The 19283-nt window shown below is 72.2% G+C and carries 14 protein-coding genes, 1 pseudogene and 1 riboswitch; of the genes and pseudogenes, 5 read left to right on the forward strand and 10 right to left on the reverse strand.

Annotated elements, in window-relative coordinates; all coding sequences use genetic code 11:
- Nucleotides 1–7: 7 nt before the first annotated feature.
- The 8 genes and pseudogenes from cobO to OG456_RS28205 all read right to left on the reverse strand — a co-directional run bounded on the left by cobO (nt 8) and on the right by OG456_RS28205 (nt 11654).
- Entirely contained in the window at nt 8–607 is a 600-nt protein-coding gene (gene cobO, locus OG456_RS28170) for a cob(I)yrinic acid a,c-diamide adenosyltransferase (RefSeq protein ID WP_266565732.1), read from the reverse strand.
- On the reverse strand, nt 607–2667 hold the full coding sequence (locus tag OG456_RS28175; protein WP_266565734.1) for a putative cobaltochelatase: 2061 nt from the start codon (nt 2665–2667) through the stop codon (nt 607–609). Before OG456_RS28175 ends, cobO begins: the two co-directional genes overlap by 1 nt.
- Complete coding sequence (cobN, locus tag OG456_RS28180) at nt 2664–6344, reverse strand: cobaltochelatase subunit CobN (protein WP_266565736.1); 3681 nt, start codon at nt 6342–6344, stop codon at nt 2664–2666. Before cobN ends, OG456_RS28175 begins: the two co-directional genes overlap by 4 nt.
- Nucleotides 6341–7915, reverse strand: coding sequence for a cobyric acid synthase (locus tag OG456_RS28185; protein ID WP_266565738.1), 1575 nt, complete (start codon nt 7913–7915; stop codon nt 6341–6343). Before OG456_RS28185 ends, cobN begins: the two co-directional genes overlap by 4 nt.
- Nucleotides 7912–8853 (reverse strand): cobalamin biosynthesis protein, encoded by a 942-nt coding sequence (locus tag OG456_RS28190; protein WP_266565740.1) that lies wholly within the window; start codon nt 8851–8853, stop codon nt 7912–7914. Before OG456_RS28190 ends, OG456_RS28185 begins: the two co-directional genes overlap by 4 nt.
- A 112-nt stretch (nt 8854–8965) precedes the next feature.
- Nucleotides 8966–9107, reverse strand: a riboswitch (cobalamin riboswitch).
- A 109-nt stretch (nt 9108–9216) separates the two neighbouring features.
- Nucleotides 9217–9438, reverse strand: coding sequence for a hypothetical protein (locus tag OG456_RS28195; protein WP_100592482.1), 222 nt, complete (start codon nt 9436–9438; stop codon nt 9217–9219).
- A gap of 15 nt (nt 9439–9453) precedes the next feature.
- Entirely contained in the window at nt 9454–10722 is a 1269-nt protein-coding gene (locus OG456_RS28200) for an inorganic phosphate transporter (protein ID WP_266565744.1), read from the reverse strand.
- A 189-nt stretch (nt 10723–10911) separates the two neighbouring features.
- Nucleotides 10912–11654: pseudogene (locus OG456_RS28205) on the reverse strand (lysozyme).
- Nucleotides 11655–11858: 204 nt separating this feature from the next.
- Here OG456_RS28205 and OG456_RS28210 point away from each other — a divergent pair.
- From OG456_RS28210 to OG456_RS28220, 3 genes are all read left to right on the forward strand, one after another.
- Entirely contained in the window at nt 11859–12536 is a 678-nt protein-coding gene (locus OG456_RS28210) for a class II aldolase/adducin family protein (RefSeq protein WP_266565746.1), read from the forward strand.
- A 69-nt stretch (nt 12537–12605) separates the two neighbouring features.
- Entirely contained in the window at nt 12606–13733 is a 1128-nt protein-coding gene (locus OG456_RS28215) for a S9 family peptidase (protein ID WP_266565748.1), read from the forward strand.
- A 190-nt stretch (nt 13734–13923) separates the two neighbouring features.
- A complete protein-coding gene (locus OG456_RS28220) occupies nt 13924–15339 on the forward strand; it encodes a hypothetical protein (RefSeq protein ID WP_266565750.1) in 1416 nt (471 codons plus the stop codon).
- A 16-nt stretch (nt 15340–15355) separates the two neighbouring features.
- On the opposite strand, the gene OG456_RS28225 is transcribed toward OG456_RS28220, so the two are convergent.
- Together OG456_RS28225 and OG456_RS28230 are read right to left on the reverse strand one after the other, a co-directional pair.
- Nucleotides 15356–15766, reverse strand: a complete 411-nt coding sequence (locus OG456_RS28225) for a VOC family protein (protein ID WP_323136361.1) — start codon at nt 15764–15766, stop codon at nt 15356–15358.
- Nucleotides 15767–15857: 91 nt separating this feature from the next.
- Nucleotides 15858–16736, reverse strand: a complete 879-nt coding sequence (locus tag OG456_RS28230) for a neutral zinc metallopeptidase (RefSeq protein ID WP_266565754.1) — start codon at nt 16734–16736, stop codon at nt 15858–15860.
- Between the two features lie 224 nt (nt 16737–16960).
- On the opposite strand from OG456_RS28230, the gene OG456_RS28235 reads away from it, so the two are divergent.
- Complete coding sequence (locus tag OG456_RS28235) at nt 16961–18559, forward strand: ABC-F family ATP-binding cassette domain-containing protein (RefSeq protein ID WP_266565756.1); 1599 nt, start codon at nt 16961–16963, stop codon at nt 18557–18559.
- Between the two features lie 393 nt (nt 18560–18952).
- Nucleotides 18953–19177, forward strand: coding sequence for a helix-turn-helix domain-containing protein (locus tag OG456_RS28240; RefSeq protein WP_189492003.1), 225 nt, complete (start codon nt 18953–18955; stop codon nt 19175–19177).
- The last annotated feature ends 106 nt before the right edge of the window (nt 19178–19283 follow it).

The following is a 19283-nucleotide window of genomic DNA, read 5'->3' on the forward strand; positions in this document are numbered from 1 at the left end:
GACGTACTCACCACTCGATGCCCCTCTGGCCCTTCTGGCCCGCGTCCATCGGGTGCTTGACCTTGGACATGTCGGTGACCAGGTCCGCGAAGTCCACCAGCTTCCCGGGGGCGTTGCGCCCGGTGATCACGACGTGCTGGGTCCCGGGCCGGTCCCGCAGCACGGAGATGACCTCGTCCGTGTCGATCCAGCCCCAGTGCATCGGGTAGGCGAACTCGTCGAGCACGTACAGCTGGTACGTCTCGGCGGCCAGGTCGCGCTTGACCTGCTCCCAGCCCTCGCGGGCCTTCTCCTCGTTGTCCATCTGCGCGTCGCGCTGGACCCAGGACCAGCCCTCGCCCATCTTGTGCCAGTCGACGGTCCCGCCCTCGCCGCTCGCGCCGAGGACGCGCAGCGCGTTCTCCTCGCCGACCTTCCACTTCGCCGACTTGACGAACTGGAACACCCCGATCGGCCAGCCCTGGTTCCAGGCGCGCAGGGCGAGCCCGAAGGCCGCCGTCGACTTGCCCTTGCCGATGCCGGTGTGGACGACGACGAGCGGCCGGTTGCGCCGCTGCCGCGTCGTGAGCCCGTCGTCCGGCACGACGCTCGGCTGTCCCTGAGGCATTACGCGACCCTCCTGCTGTTCGACTGCAGCCCTTGCATTTGTCGGACCTCCTTCACGAGCCCGGCTATCGAATCGGCCCGCAGCTCGTCGAGCGTCACCGCCGTCGCGCCCAGCTCGCCCGCCAGCTGACCGGCGAGCCCGAGCCGCACCGGACCCGACTCGCAGTCCACGACGACCGACGCCGTTCCCTCGGCCGCGAGCAGCCGCGCCGCACGCCCCGCGAGCGCCACCGGCTCCGGCCCGCCCGTCGCACGCCCGTCGGTCACCACCACGACGAGCGGCCGGCGCGCCGGGTCCCGCAGCCGCTCCACGCGCAGCACGTCGTGCGCCTTGAGGAGCCCCGCGGACAGCGGCGTACGCCCGCCGGTGGGCAGCGACTCCAGCCGTACGGCTGCCGCGTCCACGGAGGACGTCGGCGGGAGCGCCACGTCGGCCGAGGAGCCGCGGAACGTCACGAGCCCCACCTTGTCCCGCCGCTGGTACGCGTCGAGGAGCAGCGACAGGACAGCGCCCTTCACGGCGCTCATCCGCTGCCGCGCCGCCATCGACCCGGAGGCGTCGACCACGAACAGCACGAGGTTGCCCTCGCGGCCCTCCCGGGTCGCCTGCCGCAGATCGTCACGCCGCACCACGAGCCCAGGACCGGAACGCCCCCGTGCCCGCTGGTGCGGGGCCGCGGCCTGCACGGTCGCCGCCAGGTGCAGCTTGGTGAGCGCGCCACGCGGGCGCCGCGCACCCGTCGTACGCCCGTGTTCCGTACGGGCCCGCGAGCGCCGCCCGGCGGCACCCTCACCGAGTCCGGGCACGCTCAGCATCTTCGTACGGAACGGCTCGGAGGCCCGTGCGGCCGCCTGCTCGCCGCCGCCCGCGGGAGCCTTCTGCTCGCCGCTGTCGGAGGGCTCGCCCTGTGCGGGGATGTCGGCGGCCTGGTCGCCGCCCGCGTCGGGGCCGTCGCCCTCGGGCGCGTCCTGCGGCGGCTGCCCGCCACCGCCGCCGGGACCGTCCCCGCCGCCGTCCCCGTCACCGTCGGGATCGGGCTCGTCGTCCTGTCCGCCGAACTCCTCAAGAGTGTCGTCGAGCTTGTCCTCGTCGAGCCCCGGCGCGTCGAACGGGTTGCGGCGCCTGCGGTGCGGCAGCGCCAGGAGCGCGGCCTGCCGCACATCCTCGGCCAGCACGTCCGTGCGGCCCGCCCACGCGGCGAGCGCCGTCGCCGTACGCGCCATCACGATGTCCGCGCGCATCCCGTCGACCTCGAACGCGGCGCACGTCGCGGCGATCTGACGCAGCGCGGCGTCACCGAGCCGCACCGAAGGCAGCAGGTCACGGGCCGCGACGATCCGCGCCCGTACGGCGGACTCCTCCTGCTCCCACTTCCCGGCGAAGCCCTCGGGGTCGTCGTCGTAGGCGAGACGCCGCTTGACGACCTCGACGCGCTGGTCGGGCTCGCGGGAGGCGGCGACCTCCACGGTGAGCCCGAACCGGTCGAGCAACTGCGGCCGCAGCTCGCCCTCTTCGGGGTTCATGGTGCCGACGAGCAGGAAGCGCGCGGCGTGCCGTACGGAGACGCCCTCGCGCTCCACGTACGAGGCGCCCATCGCGGCCGCGTCGAGCAGCAGGTCCACCAAGTGGTCGTGCAGCAGGTTCACTTCGTCGACGTACAGGATCCCGCGGTGCGCGTCGGCGAGGAGTCCCGGCTCGAAGGCCTTGACGCCCTCGGCGAGCGCCCGCTCGATGTCGAGCGCGCCGACGAGCCGGTCCTCGGACGCGCCGACGGGCAGCTCGACCATGCGGGCGGCACGTGAGGTGCCGGGTCCGGTCTCGTGCGGCCCGTCCGGGCACGCGGGGTCGGGCGCGCCGGGCGCACACGAGAACCGGCACCCGGCGACGACCTCGACCTCCGGCACGAGCGCCGAAAGAGCGCGTACGGCCGTCGACTTGGCCGTGCCCTTCTCGCCGCGCACGAGCACACCGCCGACGGCGGGGCTGACCGCGTTCAGCAGCAGGGCAAGACGCAGGTCGTCCTGCCCGACGAGCGCGGTGAACGGATAGGGGGTACTCACTGGTCGTCGCCCTCCAAGTCGCCCTCAAGTTCCAGATATGTGGCCCGCAGCCGCTCCAGCGTCTGCGCGTCCGGCTCGGCCCACAGCCCGCGCTCGGCCGCTTCGAGTAGCCGCTCGGTGATGCCGCGCAGGGCCCACGGGTTGGACTTCTTCATGAAGTCCTGGTTCTCCGCGTCGAAGACGTACTCGGCCGACAGCTTCTCGTACATCCAGTCGTCGACCACGCCGGCCGTCGCGTCGTACCCGAAGAGGTAGTCGACGGTGGCGGCCATCTCGAAGGCGCCCTTGTAGCCGTGGCGGCGCATCGCGGCCATCCAGCGCGGGTTGACCACACGCGCCCGGAACACCCGGTGGGTCTCCTCGCCGAGTGTGCGGGTCTTCACCTGGTCGGGCACGGCGGAGTCGCCGACGTACGCCTCGGGGGAGGCCCCCGTCAGATGCCGCACCATGGCGACCATGCCGCCGTGGTACTGGAAGTAGTCGTCGGCGTCGACGAGGTCGTGCTCGCGGGTGTCGACGTTCTTCGCCGCCACGTTGATGCGCCGGAACGCCGTCTCCATGTCGCCGCGCGCGGCCCGTCCGTCGAGCCCGCGCCCGTACGCGTAGCCGCCCCACACCGCGTACACCTCGGCGAGGTCCGCGTCGGACTGCCAGTTGCGGGCGTCGATCAGCGGCAGCAGACCCGCCCCGTACGCACCCGGCTTCGACCCGAAGATCCGGGCCGTGGCCCGCCGCCTGTCGCCGTGCTCGACGGCGTCCTCCTCGACATGCGCCCGTACGTAGTTCTGCTCGGGGCTCTCGTCGAGCGCGGCGACGGCCTGCACGGCGTCGTCGATCAGACCGACGACGTGCGGGAACGCGTCACGGAAGAAGCCGGAGATACGGACCGTCACATCGATGCGCGGGCGCCCGAGTTCGGCGGCCGGCACGACCTCGAAGCCGGTGACACGGCGCGAGGCGTCGTCCCACACCGGGCGGCAGCCGAGCAGCGCGAGGATCTCCGCGATGTCGTCGCCCTGCGTACGCATCGCGGAGGTGCCCCACACCGTCAGGCCCACGGACTTGGGGTGCTCGCCGGTGTCGGCGAGGTAGCGCGCCACCAGCGAGTCGGCGAGCGCCTGCCCGACCTCCCAGCTCAGCCGCGACGGAATCGCCTTCGGGTCGACGGAGTAGAAGTTGCGGCCCGTCGGCAGCACGTTGACCAGGCCGCGCGTCGGCGACCCGGACGGTCCCGCGGGCACGTATCCGCCGTCGAGCGCACGCAGAATGTGCCCGATCTCGTCCGTGGTGCGCGCGAGCCGGGGCACGACCTCACGGCACGCGAACTCCAACACCGCGACGGCGTCCGGGAGTTCGGTCCCGACGACGTCCCGGACGAGCGCGGGGACGGCCGCAGCGTCCCAGCCGCGCTCCTCCATGCCCTCGGCCGCGCGCCGGCACAGCTGCTCCAGGAGGTCGATCGCGTCGGCGGCGCTGCGGGCGGGACCGTCGACGAGGTTTGTCAGCCCGTCCGGCACCTTCACCGGCGCGCCGGGCTCGCCGAGCAGCTCCTTCTCCACCAGGCCGAAGTGCTCGGCCAGACAGGCCCGCAGGCCGGGCAGGGCGTTCGCGGTGCCGCCCCACACCTGCGAGGCGCGCAGCACGGCGAGCACGAGGTTCACGCGCGGCTCCCCGACCGGGCCGCCGCCCAGGATGTGCAGACCGTCACGGATCTGCACGTCCTTGATCTCGCACAGATAGCCGTCGATGTGCATCACGAACTCGTCGAAGTCACCGTCGTCCGGCTGCTCGGCGACATGCAGGTCGTGGTGGAGCTCGGCGGCCTTCACCAGCGTCCAGATCTGGGCGCGCACGGCCGGGGCCTTCGTCGGGTCCAGGTCGGAGACGAGCGCGTACTCGTCGAGGAGCTGCTCCAGCTTCGCCAGATCGCCGTACGTGTCGGCGCGGGCCATCGGCGGGACCAGGTGGTCGACGACCGTGGCGTGCCCGCGGCGCTTGGCCTGCGTGCCCTCGCCCGGGTCGTTCACGATGAACGGGTAGATCAGCGGCAGCTCGCCGAGGACCGCGTCGGGCGCACAACTCCCGCTCAGGCCGAGACCCTTGCCGGGCAGCCACTCCATCGTGCCGTGCTTGCCCATGTGGATGACGGCGTCCGCACCGAAACTGTTCTCCAGCCAGCGGTACGCGGCCATGTAGTGGTGCGACGGCGGCATGTCCGGGTCGTGGTAGATCGCGATGGGGTTCTCGCCGAAGCCGCGCGGCGGCTGGATCATCACGACGACGTTGCCGAACTGCAGGGACGCGAGCACGATGTCGTCGCCGTCGACGTAGAGGGAGCCCGGCGGCTCGCCCCACGCCTTCAGCATCCCGTCGCGCAGCTCGGGCGCCAGCTTGTCGAACCAGGCACGGTAGTCGGCGAGCGGCACCCGCGCGGGCGCCGACGCCAGCTGGTCCTCGGTGAGCCACTCGACGTCGTGGCCGCCCGCCTCGATGAGCCGGTGGATCAGCTCGTCCCCGTTGTCCGGGTAGCCGTCGACCCCGTAACCGGCCTCGCGCAGCGCGTCCAGGACGCGGACCGCGGAGGCGGGCGTGTCGAGGCCCACCGCGTTGCCGACCCGCGAGTGCTTGGTCGGGTAGGCGGTGAAGACGACGGCGAGCTTCTTCTCGCCGTTCGGCTTGTGGCCGAGACGGGCGTGGCGCACGGCGATCCCGGCGACGCGCGCGGCGCGCTCGGGGTCGGCGGCGTACACGGGGACGCCGTCGGGACCTTCCTCCTTGAACGAGAACGGCACCGTGACGATCCGGCCGTCGAACTCGGGGATCGCGACCTGCATCGCCGCGTCCATCGGCGACAGGGCGGCGTCCGACGCCTCCCAGGCCGCCTTCGACGACGTGAGGCAAAGACCCTGAAGGACAGGGATGTCGAGGTCGGCGAGCGCGCCGATGTCCCAGGCCTCCTCGTCGCCGCCCGCGGACGCCTGCGAGGCGTGTGTACCGCCCGCCGCGAGCACGGTCGCGACCAGGGTGTCGGCCTCGCCGAGGAGCTCGTACAGGCCGGGGTCGGCGCCGCGCAGTGAACCGCAGTACACCGGAAGGGAGTTGACGCCGCGCGCCTCGATCGCGTCGCACAGCGTGTCCACGAACGCGGTGTTCCCGGACAGCTCGTGGGCGCGGTAGAAGAGCACGCCGACCGTCGGACGGCCCTCGACGCGCGCACGGCGGCCGTGCACCCCGTACTCGGGCATCTTCTGCGGCTCGGCGCTGTGCCGCTCCTGCGTGCTCCCGGCCCGGCCGTGCCCGCTCCGCAGCACGTCCTGGCCGAGGAAGCGGGCCAGCTCGACGAGGTTGCCGGGACCGCCCTCGACGAGGTAGCGCAGCGCCTCGGCCACGGCGCCCGCGTGCACGGTCGACTCGGCCATCAGCTCCGCGTCCGGGACGCTCTCGCCGCCGAGCAGGACCGTCGGCACGCCGGACGCCTTCAGCGCCGCGAGCCCGTCCTCCCAGGCGCGCTTGCCTCCGAGGAGCCGTACGACGGCGATGTCGACGCCGTCGAGCAGCTCCGGCAGTTCGCCCTGCACGTCGACGCGGGTCGGGTTCCCGATCCGGTAGGGGGCGCCGGAGGCCCGGGCCGCCAGCAGATCGGTGTCTGCGGTCGACAACAACAACACTGTGCTCATGCGGGCGCTCCCGGTGGAATGAAAGGCAGTCCTGACGGAGCGCCGGACTCGATGAGCCGCCACAGCGCGTCCGTGTCCGCGTGTTCTTCGATCAGATCGCCGAGCCGGTCGAGCTGCTCCTCGCGCAGCGCGCCGAACGACGTGTCGGGCGCCGGCACGAAACGGCGGCCCGCGGCGGCCGCGACCTCGCGCAGGAACGCCCGGCGGAAGCCGTCCGCCTCCAGCGAGCCGTGCCAGTGCGTGCCCCAGACGGAGCCGACGCGGCACCCGTCCAAGAAGGCTTCTCCGCCGGTGATTTCGGCGACCCCGTGATGGATCTCGTAGCCCTCGACGTGCTCGCTGAGCGCTTCGCCGACGGGCCGGGCGAGGGTCTTATCGCGCTCGAACCGCACCCGTACGGGCAGCAGTCCGAGCCCGTCCACGGCGCCCGCGCGCGACTCGACGTCGTCCTCGATGCGCTCGCCGAGCACCTGGAAACCGCCGCAGATCCCGAGGACCGGGCGCCCCTCGACGGCCCGGCGCGCGAGGGCGTCGGCGAGGCCGCGCTCGCGCAGCCACTGAAGTGCCTTGACGGTGCCGCGCGTTCCCGGCACGACGACCAGGTCCGCGTCGACGAGCTCCTCGGCCCGGTCGACGAACCGCACGACGACGCCCGGCTCCGCGGCCAGCGCGTCCACGTCGGTGAAGTTCGACATCAGCGGCACGGCGCACACGGCGACGCGCAGCACGTCCTCGCCGACGGGGGCCGTCGTCCGTGACTCGCGCACGGAGCCGCGCAGCGACACGCGCAGCCCGTCCTCCTCGTCGATGCCGAGGCCGTGCTGGAAGGGGAGCACTCCGTATGTGGCGCGCCCGGTCAGGTCCTTGAGCATGTCGAGGCCGGGTTCGAGCAGCGAGACGTCCCCGCGGAACTTGTTCACCAGATAGCCGGCCAGCAGCTCCTGGTCCTCGGGCGCGAGCAGCGCCGTCGTGCCGAAGAACGACGCGAAGACGCCGCCGCGGTCGATGTCGCCGACCACGAGCACGGGCAGCCGCGCGGCCCGCGCGATCCCCATGTTGACGATGTCGGTGCGGCGCAGGTTGATCTCGGCGGGAGAGCCCGCCCCTTCACAGATCACGGCGTCATAGCTGCCCCGGAGTTCCTCCAGGCATCCCACGACGGTGTCGAGGAGTGCGGCCTGGCGCCCTCCGTGCAGCGCCCTCCCGGGGGACACGGCGCCTGACAGCGGCTTCGCCGCGGGCCCGGACCCCCCGAAGAACCCGCGGGCGCTCAACTCGCCGACCGGCTTGCCCATGAGCACCACCTGGCTGCTCCGGTCGCTGCCCGGCTTCAGCAGTACGGGGTTCATCAGGGCGCTCGGCTCGACGCGGGCGGCCTGCGCCTGCATGGCCTGCGCACGGCCGATCTCGGCGCCCTCGCGCGTCACAAAGGAGTTGAGGGACATGTTCTGTCCCTTGAACGGCGCGACCTTCACCCCCTGCCGCACCAGCCACCGGCAGATGCCCGCGGTGACGACGCTCTTCCCGGCATCGGACGTGGTCCCTGCCACCAGCAGTCCGCCACCACTCACGACTTCCCCCTCCGCAACAGTGCCCGCCCGGCGACACACACGCCGAGGGCCAGCCAGCTCACGCGCCGCGAAAGCCGCGCCGCCCGCTCGACGTCGGCGGTCTCCACGGACCGGCCCGACGCGTTCAGTACGGGCCGGTGCTCGACCCGCCCGCCGTACGACAAGGTGCCCCCGAGCCGCACCCCGAGCGCCCCCGCGAACGAGGCCTCGACGACACCGGCGTTGGGGCTCGGGTGCAGTCGCGCGTCCTCGCGCCACGCGGTGAGCGCGCCGCGCGGACGGCCGCCCGCGACCGCGGCGAGCACGCCGGTCAGCCGCGCCCCCGGCCAGCCGGCCACGTCGTCGAGGCGCGCGGAGGCCCAGCCGTAACGGCGGTACCTGGCCGACTTGTGCCCGACCATGGCGTCCAGCGTGTTCACGGCGCGGAAGGCGACGAGCCCGGGGACCCCGGCGACGGCGCCCCACACGAGCGCGCCCACGACGGCGTCGGAAGTGTTCTCGGCGACGGACTCGACGACGGCCCGCGCGATCCCGTCCGCGTCCAGGGCCTGCGGGTCGCGCCCGCACAGATGCGGCAGCCGCTCGCGCGCCGCGTCCACGTCACCGGCGGCCAGCGCGCCCCCGATGGCGCGCGCCTCGCGCCCCAGCGACGTACCGCCGACGACGGCCCAGGTGGCGGCGGCGGTCAGTGCGATGGAGGCGGCGGGGGAGCGGCGCACGGCGCGCGCGGCGAGGCCACCGGCGACGGCGGCGCCGCCGGCGCACACGGCGGTGTGCAGCGCGCCCCACGCTCGGTGGTCACTCCACAGCACTCGCTCGACGGCGCTCGCGGCCCGCCCGAACGCGGCGACCGGATGCCCGCGGCGCGGATCGCCGAACAGGAGGTCACCGAGGAGTCCGGCGGCGCTGCCGTACGCGAAGACGCGCTCGGCTCGCACGGTCAGCCCGCCGCTACGGCGAACGGAACCCTTGTACTCGTTCTCGGCGGGAGCACCCGCAACTGGCAGCCGCGCATGGCGATATGTCCTCACTCAGGGTGTCCACGCCCTGGTTGGAAGAGACCGGCGGCGAGAGTTCCTGGCTCGCGGGGATCACTCCCCGGTGACAGTGGCGGGACCGCGCCGGATTCGCACCGGCTTCCTCTCCTGCTGCCGTAGATGGCCCCGGAAGTCCACCACGCTCCGCGAACGCCCGTCAACTTGCCGTTGACCTGCGGAGGGAGAGTGTGCTGAGGCACACACGAAGCGGGGTGCGGGACGCCTTCGCGTCCCGCACCCCGCACTCCTGCCGGTTACCTCCGGTCAGGCGACGATCAGGAAGATCCCGTACCCGACGGCCGCCGCGCACAGGGCGAAGCAGGCGTACGCGCCGGAGACGGCCAGCGCCGCCGAGTTGCCCTGGGCCGCCGCCGACTCCCGCTTGGTGAGGCCGACGATGCCGAGGGTGAACAGGCCCACGAGGGCCACCGTGATCACGAGGCTGACTCCGAACACGGAGCCGAGTGCTGCCCAGTCGATGTGCATAGCGCTGCTGCTTCCTTAGACCGTGGCCGGTCGCGCGGGCTCCGCCGAGGGCGGGGCGGGCGAGGCGGGGATGGTGGTCTTCACGTCGGTGTCCAGGTCGGCGACCGTGCCGGCGGGCGGCGGGGTGACGGCCGCGATCGCGGTGGTCACGACGCCGGCGGGCTCGTCCGTGACGTCGGTGACGTCGTCGTCCGTGACGTTCGTGTGGTCGATCGAGTTGCGCCGGGACAGCGCCCAGATGGTGCCCGCGCCGGCGATCAGGAGCAGCGCGGTGACGGCGACGCCCCACGAGCCCTGCTTGGTGAGGAACTCGGCTCCCGCACCGACCAGACCGGCGGCCGGCAGGGTCAGGCCCCAGGCGATGAACATGCGGGTCGCGGTCGACCAGCGGACGACGCCGCCCTTGCGGCCGAGGCCCGAGCCCATCACGGCGCCGGAGCAGACCTGCGTCGTGGAGAGCGAGAAGCCGATGTGCGAGGAGGCGAGGATCGCGGTCGCGGCGCTGGTCTGGGCGGCGAAGCCCTGCTGCGGCGCGAGGTCCGTGAGGCCCTTGCCCATGGTGCGGATGATGCGCCAGCCGCCGAGGTAGGTGCCGAGCGCGATGGCCGTACCGGCCGAGACGATGACCCACATCGGGGGGTTCGCGCCGGGGTTCAGGACGCCGCCCGTGATCAGGGCGAGCGTGATGATGCCCATCGTCTTCTGCGCGTCGTTCGTCCCGTGCGCCAGCGAGACCAGGCCCGCGGAGGCGATCTGCCCGGCGCGGTAGCCCTTGGCGGTCGCCTTCTGGTCGGTCTTGCTGCCTATCCGGTACGTGAGCCGGGTGGCCAGCATCGCGGCGATGCCCGCCACGAGCGGCGCGGCGACGGCCGGGAGGAGGATCTTGGTGACGACGGTGCCGCCGTCGATCGACGACCAGCCCATCGACATCACGGCGGCGCCGATGAGGCCGCCGAAGAGAGCGTGGGAGGAGCTGGAGGGGAGCCCCACCAGCCAGGTCAGGAGATTCCACAGGATGGCGCCCACCAGCGCCGCGAAGATGACCTCGGTCTTGAGTCCGTCCTCGTTGATGATGCCGCCGGAGATCGTCTTGGCGACCTCCACGGAGAGGAAGGCTCCGACGAGGTTCAGCACGGCGGACATGGCCACCGCCGTCTTGGGCTTGAGAGCGCCGGTCGAGATGGTGGTGGCCATCGCGTTGGCTGTGTCGTGGAAACCGTTCGTGAAATCGAACACGAGAGCGGTAACGATCACGATCCCGAGGAGAAGCGTGATGTGTTCCATTTACCCAGGCTTCTGTTGGACGTCAGTGGCTCGGCGACCGTAGGCAATCTGAGTGAACGGAAGATGAACTGGGGCGGGCGGTGCGGTGACTCGAAGCGGAGTGCCGCCACTCCGTTGAGAACGGGGCGGCGGCACGGGGTCGTCCGCGAAGCGGAACGGCGGCCGAATCAAGCGGAAGCAGGCCCTCCGCTAGCCGCGGGCGAACCTCCGCAACTGGGCCTGGGAACCGTTGAAGAGATTCTGGTCACCCGGCAGTCCGCCGCTGTTGTCGTACTGCCAGAACGTCCAGTACGGCCAGCCCGAGGGCAGCGCCCCGGCGGACGCGTCGTAGCGGGCCAGCCATAGCGCGTGGTTGCCCGCGAAGGCCGTGCTGTCGCCCGTGCAGTTCTTCCACCAGCGGTAGTTGGTGTAGTCACCGGCCGGCGGCCCGTCCTGCGGCGCACCTCGTCGCTGAACGACCTGATCCAGGAGATCATCTTCGCCTTGCTCAGGCCGTAGCACTTCTTCGAGCCGTACGGGTTGTACTCGATGTCGAGCGCCGGCGGCAGCGTCCAGCCGTCCGCCCGCCACGCACCCCCGTTGCGCACGAAGTACGAGGCCTGCGTCCGGCCGGACGACTTGTTCGGGAGCGCGAAGTGGTACGCGCCTCGGATGATGCCCGCGCTCCGTGCTCCGTCGTACTGCTGGTCGAAGTAGGGATTGCGGTAGGTGGTGGACTCGGTCGCCTTGACGTAGACGAACCGTGCGCCCTTGCTCTTGGCCTTCTGCCAGTTGACGTTCTTCTGGTGCGACGAGACGTCGTGTCCCTTGGTTTCGCCCGCCGCGGACGCCGGAGTCTGGGTGAGAGCGGTCCCTCCGAACGTCAGGGCGGCCAGTGATGTCGCGGTCGCGATGTGCGCACGGCGACGGGACGGTTTGTGACCACGAGCCATATTTCCCCCCGAAATGGCGACGTGCATGACAAATCCCGCATGGAGGCTACCGGAAGATCCCTCCATGCCCGCCGATCTCCAGCCAATCGTTGCCAGGCGGGCATTCATCCCCATTCGTGCGCTTCCGGACTCCTGAGCTCCGCACTAAAGTGCCCCGGCCTCACGATCCGCGCGGGCCCGCCGTGCGGCTGGCAGGATGCGGGCATGGCGGAGGAACCGGGCGGTGCGGGGCAGGGCGCGGACGGGCTCGCGCAGGCATGGAGCGCGCTCGTGGCGACGGCCCGGCGCACCGTCGCCGACGGCCTCGTCGTCGGGACCTCGGGAAACGTCTCGGTGCGGATCGGCGACACCGTCCTCGTCACGCCCAGCGGGGTCCCCTACGACGAGCTGACCCCGGACGACCTCGTCGCCGTCGGCCTCGACGGCGAGCAGAGCGCCGGAACCCTGACCCCGACCAGCGAACTCCCGATGCATCTGGCGGTCTACCGCGCCACGCCCGCCCGCGCCGTCGTCCACACCCACGCGGTCCACGCCACCGCCGTCTCCACCCTCGTGCCCGAACTCCCGCTGATCCACTACATGGCCGCGGCCCTCGGCGGACCCGTCCGGGTTGCCCCGTATGCGACGTACGGCACCGAGCGGTTGGCCGAGAACGTCCTCGACGCTCTCAAGGGGCGGACAGGCTGCCTGCTCCAGAACCACGGCACCCTCACCTACGGCGACACCCTCGCCGCCGCCTACGACCGCACGGCCCAGCTCGAATGGCTGTGCCGCGTCTGGCTCACCGCGAGCGCCCACCCGCACCACACGCCGAAGCTCCTCACCCGCGACCAGGTGCGCGAGGTGGAGGAGAAGCTGCGCGGGTACGGGCAGCAGGGCTGAACCTCCACCCGGCGCCGCCATGGCCGCGTCCCACTGGCCGGTCGGAGCCCGGGCGCGGACACTGGGACGGTGCGCACCGCCAGAGCGACGGCCGCTGCCGTCACCGGAGTCATCTGTGCCGGCGCGGCCGCGGTCGCGGTCGGCCGGTTGGCCAGCGATGCCGCCCTCAAGGCGCCCGCGGGCCGACCGCTCCCCACCGAGCCACGCCTGACCGTCCAAGCCACCGCCGCGGGCCGGATCACCCTCACCCGCGACCTGGCCTCCCTGCGCCCGGGAACCTACGGCCTGAGCGGCGACGGATTCCACGCCGTGGTCGGGCCCGTCCTCGAGTCCGCCCCGCACGCCGCGCACGCCGTCGTGCGACGCCTGGAGCGCGTCACCCACGGCTCCCTCGAACCCGGCGCCAAGGCCTGGCTCACGCCCCAGGTCCACATCGGCGACCCCAAGGCGGCGCTCGGCCTCGACCACGCCGACATCGACATCCCCGGCGAACTGGGCGCGCTCCCCGCCTGGTTCGTCCCCGGCGCCCGCGACACCTGGGTCATCACCGTCCACGGCCTGGGCACCACCCGCGAGCACCCCATGGTCCTCATGGACTTCCTGCACCGCCACCGCTTCCCCGTGCTCGATCTCGCCTACCGCGGCGACCTCGGCGCCCCCCGCTCCCCGGACGGCCTGGGCCACCTCGGCGAGACGGAGTGGCGCGACCTGGACGCCGCGATCCGCTATGCCGTGCGCTACGGCGCGCAGCGCGTCATCGTGCACGGCTGGTCGACCGGCGCCGCCATGGCACTGCATGCGGCGGCCCATTCCGCTTTGCGGGACCGCATCTCCGGGCTCGTCCTCGACTCACCGGTCCTCGCGTGGGACGTGACGCTGCGTGCTCTCGCCGGAGTCCGCGGCATCCCCGGCCTCCTGCTGCCCCTCGCGGTCCGCGCCGCCCAGGGGCGCACCGGGCTGCACGGCGACCGCCTCGACGTCGCCGCCCACCCCGACGCGCTCAAGGTCCCCACCCTCGTGATCCACGGCCCCGACGACGAGATCGCCCCTTGGGCCCTGTCCCGCGAACTGGCCGCCCGGCGCCCCGACTTGGTCACCCTCCACACCGTCGGCGACGCCCCGCACGGAGCCATGTGGAACGCGGACCCACACATGTACGAGGAGACGCTCCGCCGCTTCCTCACCCCCCTCATGTAGCTCCGGCACAGCTCCGGCACGGTCCGTCGCACCCACGGGATCCGCCCGCCGGCCGCACAGGACAGATGCGCAGGAAGGCCCGCGTAGACCCCCGGCGTGCGCCGGTCCGCGGACCCTCCCGCGACGCCCGCAAAGAGGCCCGGAACCATTCCGTTTGGGTTTTCGGACCGTCAACCGGAAGACTGCCCCTGTGACGTCCCGTATCCCGCGCGACTCCAGGCTCCGACTCGTCGGCCCGCGCACCCTCGCCGCCGCCCCCGTGCGGGCCGACGGAGTGGTGACCCAGGCTCGCCCGCCCCGCCCGGCGCCCCGCCCGCCGGAGGGCACCCCACCACCGGCGGAACTGGCCCGCATGGCCCGCCGCGGCCTCGCCGACGCCGTCCGCGTGGCCCGCTGGGCCGACGCCGTCCTCAGCCCCGGCAGCGGCCAAGGCGCCCCCGACGGCAGGGGCGCCCTCTCCGCACCCACCGCCGAACGCGCGGCGGCCGACCTGGAGCTGACCGCGCGACAGGTCCGCGCCGACTGGGACACCGCACGCCTCGCGGGCCTCGTCGAGGTGCACGGCGACAGCGCGCGCCCCGGCTGGCGCCTGCGCGCCTGGGACCGCGACGACACCGCCGTGCTGCGCGGCTGGGTCGCGCTCTTCGACGCCTGGTCCCTGGCCCACCCCGCCGACGAGACCCTGGAGGCCGCCGCGGTCGCCGAGGTCGTCTCGGCGATGCCCCAGGTGCTCTCCCTCCTCCAGCTCTCGGCCGGCCCGGTCCCCGTCCCGCAACTCCTCGACCTGCTCGGCCAGCGCGTCGAGGAACTGCGCACGGAGCGCTGCGAGATCCCCTACGGTCCGCAGCCCGAGCGCACGGGACCCGCGACCGGCACCACCGGCACCGACCTCCCCCCGCTCCTCGACTGGGCCCTGCACGGCCTGGCCGCCGTCGGCGCCCTCACCTACGCCGACGGCCAGGCCACCCTCACGCCGCTCGGCAGCTGGGCGGTCTGGGTCAAGCTGGAGCAGATCTGCGTGGCCGCCCAGTCCCCGGCGGGCAACATCGAGCAGTCCGCCGAGGACATGCTCAGAGGCTGCGCACGGCTGCGCCCGAACGCGGCCCGTGCCGAGTACCGCGCCTGGCTCGCCGCCCGCCCCGTCGGCAGCGCCGTCACCGAGCTGATCGCCGCCGCACGCGGCGAGGACGCCCTGCTGCGCGGCCTGGCCTTCGAGGCCCTGCGCGTCGTCGGAGCCCCCGCCGAGCCCGTCGTCCGATCCGTCGCCGACGAGCCGTCCCTGCGCCCCTACGCGCTGCTGTGGCTCGCCGAGTACGAAGGCGCCGATCCCGAGGACGTCCACATGGTGCTGACCCGCGAGGAGACGACCTGGCTGTGGGTGGACACCGCGGCGGCCGTCGCGGACCACGGCGAGGCCCAGCTCCTCGTGCGCCATCTGGAGTCCGCCGTGCAGCCCACCGTGCCGGCACTGCTCGACGAGGTCCGGGCGGCCGGGCATCCGCGTACCGTGCAGGTGCTCGTCGCGCTGGCCGCGGCGCACCCGGATCCGGCGCTCGCCAAGGCCGTCCGCCGGGCCGCCTTCCAGGTGCACACCGGAGGCGTGTGACACCGCGTCCCCGCGATCAGGCGGGTATCTCCGGCGCGTACGTCCCGAAGCTCCACACGTTGCCCTCGGCGTCCTTGGCCAGGTAGTCCCGGGAGCCGTAGTCCTGGTCCGTCGGGGGCATCAGGATCTCCACGCCGTGCTCGACGGCCCGGCGGTGATGGGCGTCGACATCGTCCACGACGACATAGATCCCGGTCGGTCCGGCGCCCCGCATGGCCTCGTCGAAGCGGCCGCCGCGGCCCTTCGAGCCGAGCATCACCGCGCCGTTCCCGTACGTCAGCTCGGCGTGCATCACCGAGCCGCCCTCGCCCTCGTACACGGCCGCGGCGGTGAAGCCGAACGCCGAGGTCAGCTGCTCGATCGCGGCCTTCGCGTCGGCGTACAGCAAGGACGGGTAGAGACTCGCGCGCCCCTTCGCACCGCTCACTGTGCTCACTCCTTCTTCGCCGGTCCGGAATGCGCTGCCGGATCCAGCCTGGCACCCGGCACCGACAATCCGCCCCGAGAGGCGCCACCGCTCACCGGAACGTGTTGCACCGCGCCATGTCGCCGCTGCGGTAGCCCTCGTAGAACCACTGCTGCCGCTGCTGGGCCGAGCCGTGCGTCCAGGTCTCGGGCGTCACCCGGCCCTGGAACCTCTCCTGGATCCGGTCGTCGCCGACGGCGGCCGCCGCGTCCAGGCCGTCTCGGATGTCCGCGTCGGTCAGGTTCGTGATCAAGGGCTTGCCCGTCTTGTCGTCGGGCGTCGTCGTCGCGTGGTGCGCCCAGACCCCGGCGTAGCAGTCCGCCTGGAGCTCGACCCGCACCGCGTTGCTGTTCCGCCCCGTACGCCCGTCCTGGGAGCGCTGGAGCGTCCCCATCAGGTTCTGCACGTGGTGCCCGTACTCGTGCGCCACCACGTAGGCCTGCGCGAAGGGACCGCCGCTGGAGCCGAACTTGGTGCGCAGCTCGTCGAAGAAGCCCAGGTCCAGATAGACCTTGCGGTCGCCCGGGCAGTAGAAGGGCCCGACCGCCGAGGTCGCCGTGCCGCAAGCGGTGGTGACCTGGCCGGTGTAGAACACGGTCTGCGCGGGGGAGTAGGTGCCCCCGCGGTCGCGGAACTCCTGACGCCAGTAGTCCTGGACGCTGTTGACGACCGCCACGATGCGGCAGTCCTCCTTGTTGTTCGCGTCCTGGCCCGTACGGCAGTCCTGGCTGACCTGGGCCGCGGACGAGACGCTGGTGTCGGGTTCGCCACTGTCGGAGGAGAGGCCGAATTCGTTCGTGCCGAAGAAGAGGCCGACCAGGACGGCGAGCAGGCCCGCGAGGCCGGCGCCGACGGTCCGCCGGCCGCCAGGGACCCGGCGCCCGTCCTGGACCTCGGAGGTGTCCAGGTCGGCGTCGTCGTCGAACTGCATGGCCGCACCGCCCTCTACCGCACGTCAGGGGCGGCGGCCCGCCGCCCAACGCCCACTATCGAACAGTTCGTGGTGGTCTGCCCCTCGGTCCGGGAACGGCAGGGCGGAAAACTGTTTGCATCGCCCCGTTAGACTTGGCCCATGGCCATTCTCCGCATGCACTAGACGGCTCATCGCCCTCAGTAGCCCTTCCGCCGTCCATAGACCTGCTCAGGAGTCTGTCCGTGATCACCGCTTCCGGCATCGAGCTGCGCGCCGGCGCCCGCATCCTCATTGAGAACGCCACCTTCCGTATCGCCAAGGGCGACCGCATCGGCCTGGTCGGACGCAACGGCGCGGGCAAGACGACGCTCACCAAGTGCCTCGCCGGCGAGGGCACCCCGGCCGGGGGCCAGATCGCCCGCTCCGGAGAGGTCGGCTACCTCCCGCAGGACCCCCGCACCGGCGACCTCGACATCCTGGCCCGCGACCGCATCCTGTCCGCGCGCGGCCTCGACACCCTGATCCAGAAGATGCGCGACAACGAGCAGCGCATCGCCAGCGGCACGGGCGCCACGCGCGCGAAGGCGCTCAAGCAGTACGAGCGCCAGGAGACGGAGTTCCTCACCAAGGGCGGGTACGCCGCCGAGGCCGAGGCCGCCACCATCGCCGCCGCGCTCAACCTGCCCGACCGCGTGCTCGGCCAGCCCCTGCACACGCTCTCCGGCGGTCAGCGCCGCCGTATCGAGCTGGCCCGCATCCTTTTCTCGGACGCGGACACCCTGCTCCTCGACGAGCCCACGAACCACCTCGACGCCGACTCCATCGTCTGGCTGCGCGACTACCTGAAGTCGTACCGCGGCGGCTTCATCGTGATCTCCCACGACGTCGACCTCGTCGAGACGGTCGTCAACAAGGTGTTCTACCTGGACGCGAACCGGTCCCAGATCGACGTCTACAACATGGGCTGGAAGCTCTACCAGCAGCAGCGCGAGGCCGACGAGAAGCGCCGCAAGCGCGAGCGCCAGAACGCCGAGAAGAAGGCCGCGGCCCTCAACTCCCAGGCCGACAAGATGCGCGCCAAGGCGACCAAGACCGTCGCCGCGCAGAACATGGCCAAGCGCGCCGACCGGCTGCTCGCCGGGCTCGACGCCGTCCGCGTCTCCGACAAGGTCGCCAAGCTGCGCTTCCCCGAGCCCTCCCCGTGCGGCAAGACGCCGCTGATGGCCGAGGGCCTGTCGAAGTCGTACGGCTCCCTGGAGATCTTCACCGACGTCGACCTGGCCATCGACAAGGGCTCGCGCGTCGTCATCCTCGGCCTCAACGGCGCGGGCAAGACCACCCTGCTCAAGCTGCTCGGCGGAGCCGAGAAGCCCGACACCGGCGAGATCATCGAGGGCCACGGCCTCAAGCTCGGCTACTACGCGCAGGAGCACGAGACCCTCGACCCGGAGCGCACGGTCCTGGAGAACATGCGCTCCGCCGCCCCCGACCTTGACCTCGTCGAGGTGCGCAAGACGCTCGGCTCGTTCCTGTTCTCCGGGGACGACGTCGACAAGCCGGCCGGTGTCCTGTCCGGCGGTGAGAAGACCCGCCTCGCGCTCGCCACGCTCGTCGTGTCGTCCGCGAACGTCCTGCTCCTCGACGAGCCCACGAACAACCTCGACCCGGCCAGCCGCGAGGAGATCCTCGGCGCGCTGCGCACCTACAAGGGCGCCGTCGTCCTCGTCACCCACGACGAGGGCGCCGTGGACGCGCTCCAGCCGGAGCGGATCATCCTGCTGCCCGACGGCGTCGAGGACCTCTGGGGCCAGGACTACGCGGATCTGGTCAGCCTCGCCTGACCCTCCGGCGCCCGCGTCCGGGCCCGCACGATCACGGTCGGCCGTCAGCACGGCTTGATCGAAAGGCTGATCCACTCGGTATGGATCATTCGGCCGACCCGTGATCCATCATCTGAGTGAGATCTCCTCGTACCGCGGTGTGTCCTACACGGATTTCGTCGCCGCACCGGCGCCGGGTCCCTTGTGCCGACTGGCAAGGCGCTGACCTGGCCCTTCGTGGAGGACGCCGTTTCCAACCCTGCCCAGGTGCGCCCGGAACCCTCCATTCCACTCGTGTCGACCGCTTCCCGACCGCACAAGCTCGTCGTACGGACCTTGCCGAATGGGTGGCCAGGAAGCCCGGGAGGGGTGATCATGAGAAGTCCAGAGCGCACTTCCCATGAGGAGGCACGGGTGGCCGAGACTCTGAAGAAGGGCAGCCGGGTAACCGGCGCCGCGCGTGACAAGCTCGCGGCAGACCTGAAGAAGAAGTACGACTCCGGTGCGAGCATTCGAGCGCTGGCCGAAGAAACCGGCCGCTCGTATGGGTTCGTGCACCGGATGCTCAGTGAGTCGGGAGTCACGCTGCGAGGTCGCGGCGGGGCTACACGCGGCAAGAAGGCGACCGCGGCCGGCTGACCTGGGCAGTGCACAGGCTTCGATGGTGACCACCCGGTCGGTCCGCCGACCGGCCGGTTGGTTACTGTGCAGTAGTTTTAGGGCGTCGACACATCACGCGTCGCGC

Origin of the sequence: Streptomyces sp. NBC_01446 (genome assembly GCF_026340095.1) — a bacterium.
GTDB lineage: Bacteria > Actinomycetota > Actinomycetes > Streptomycetales > Streptomycetaceae > Streptomyces > Streptomyces aureus.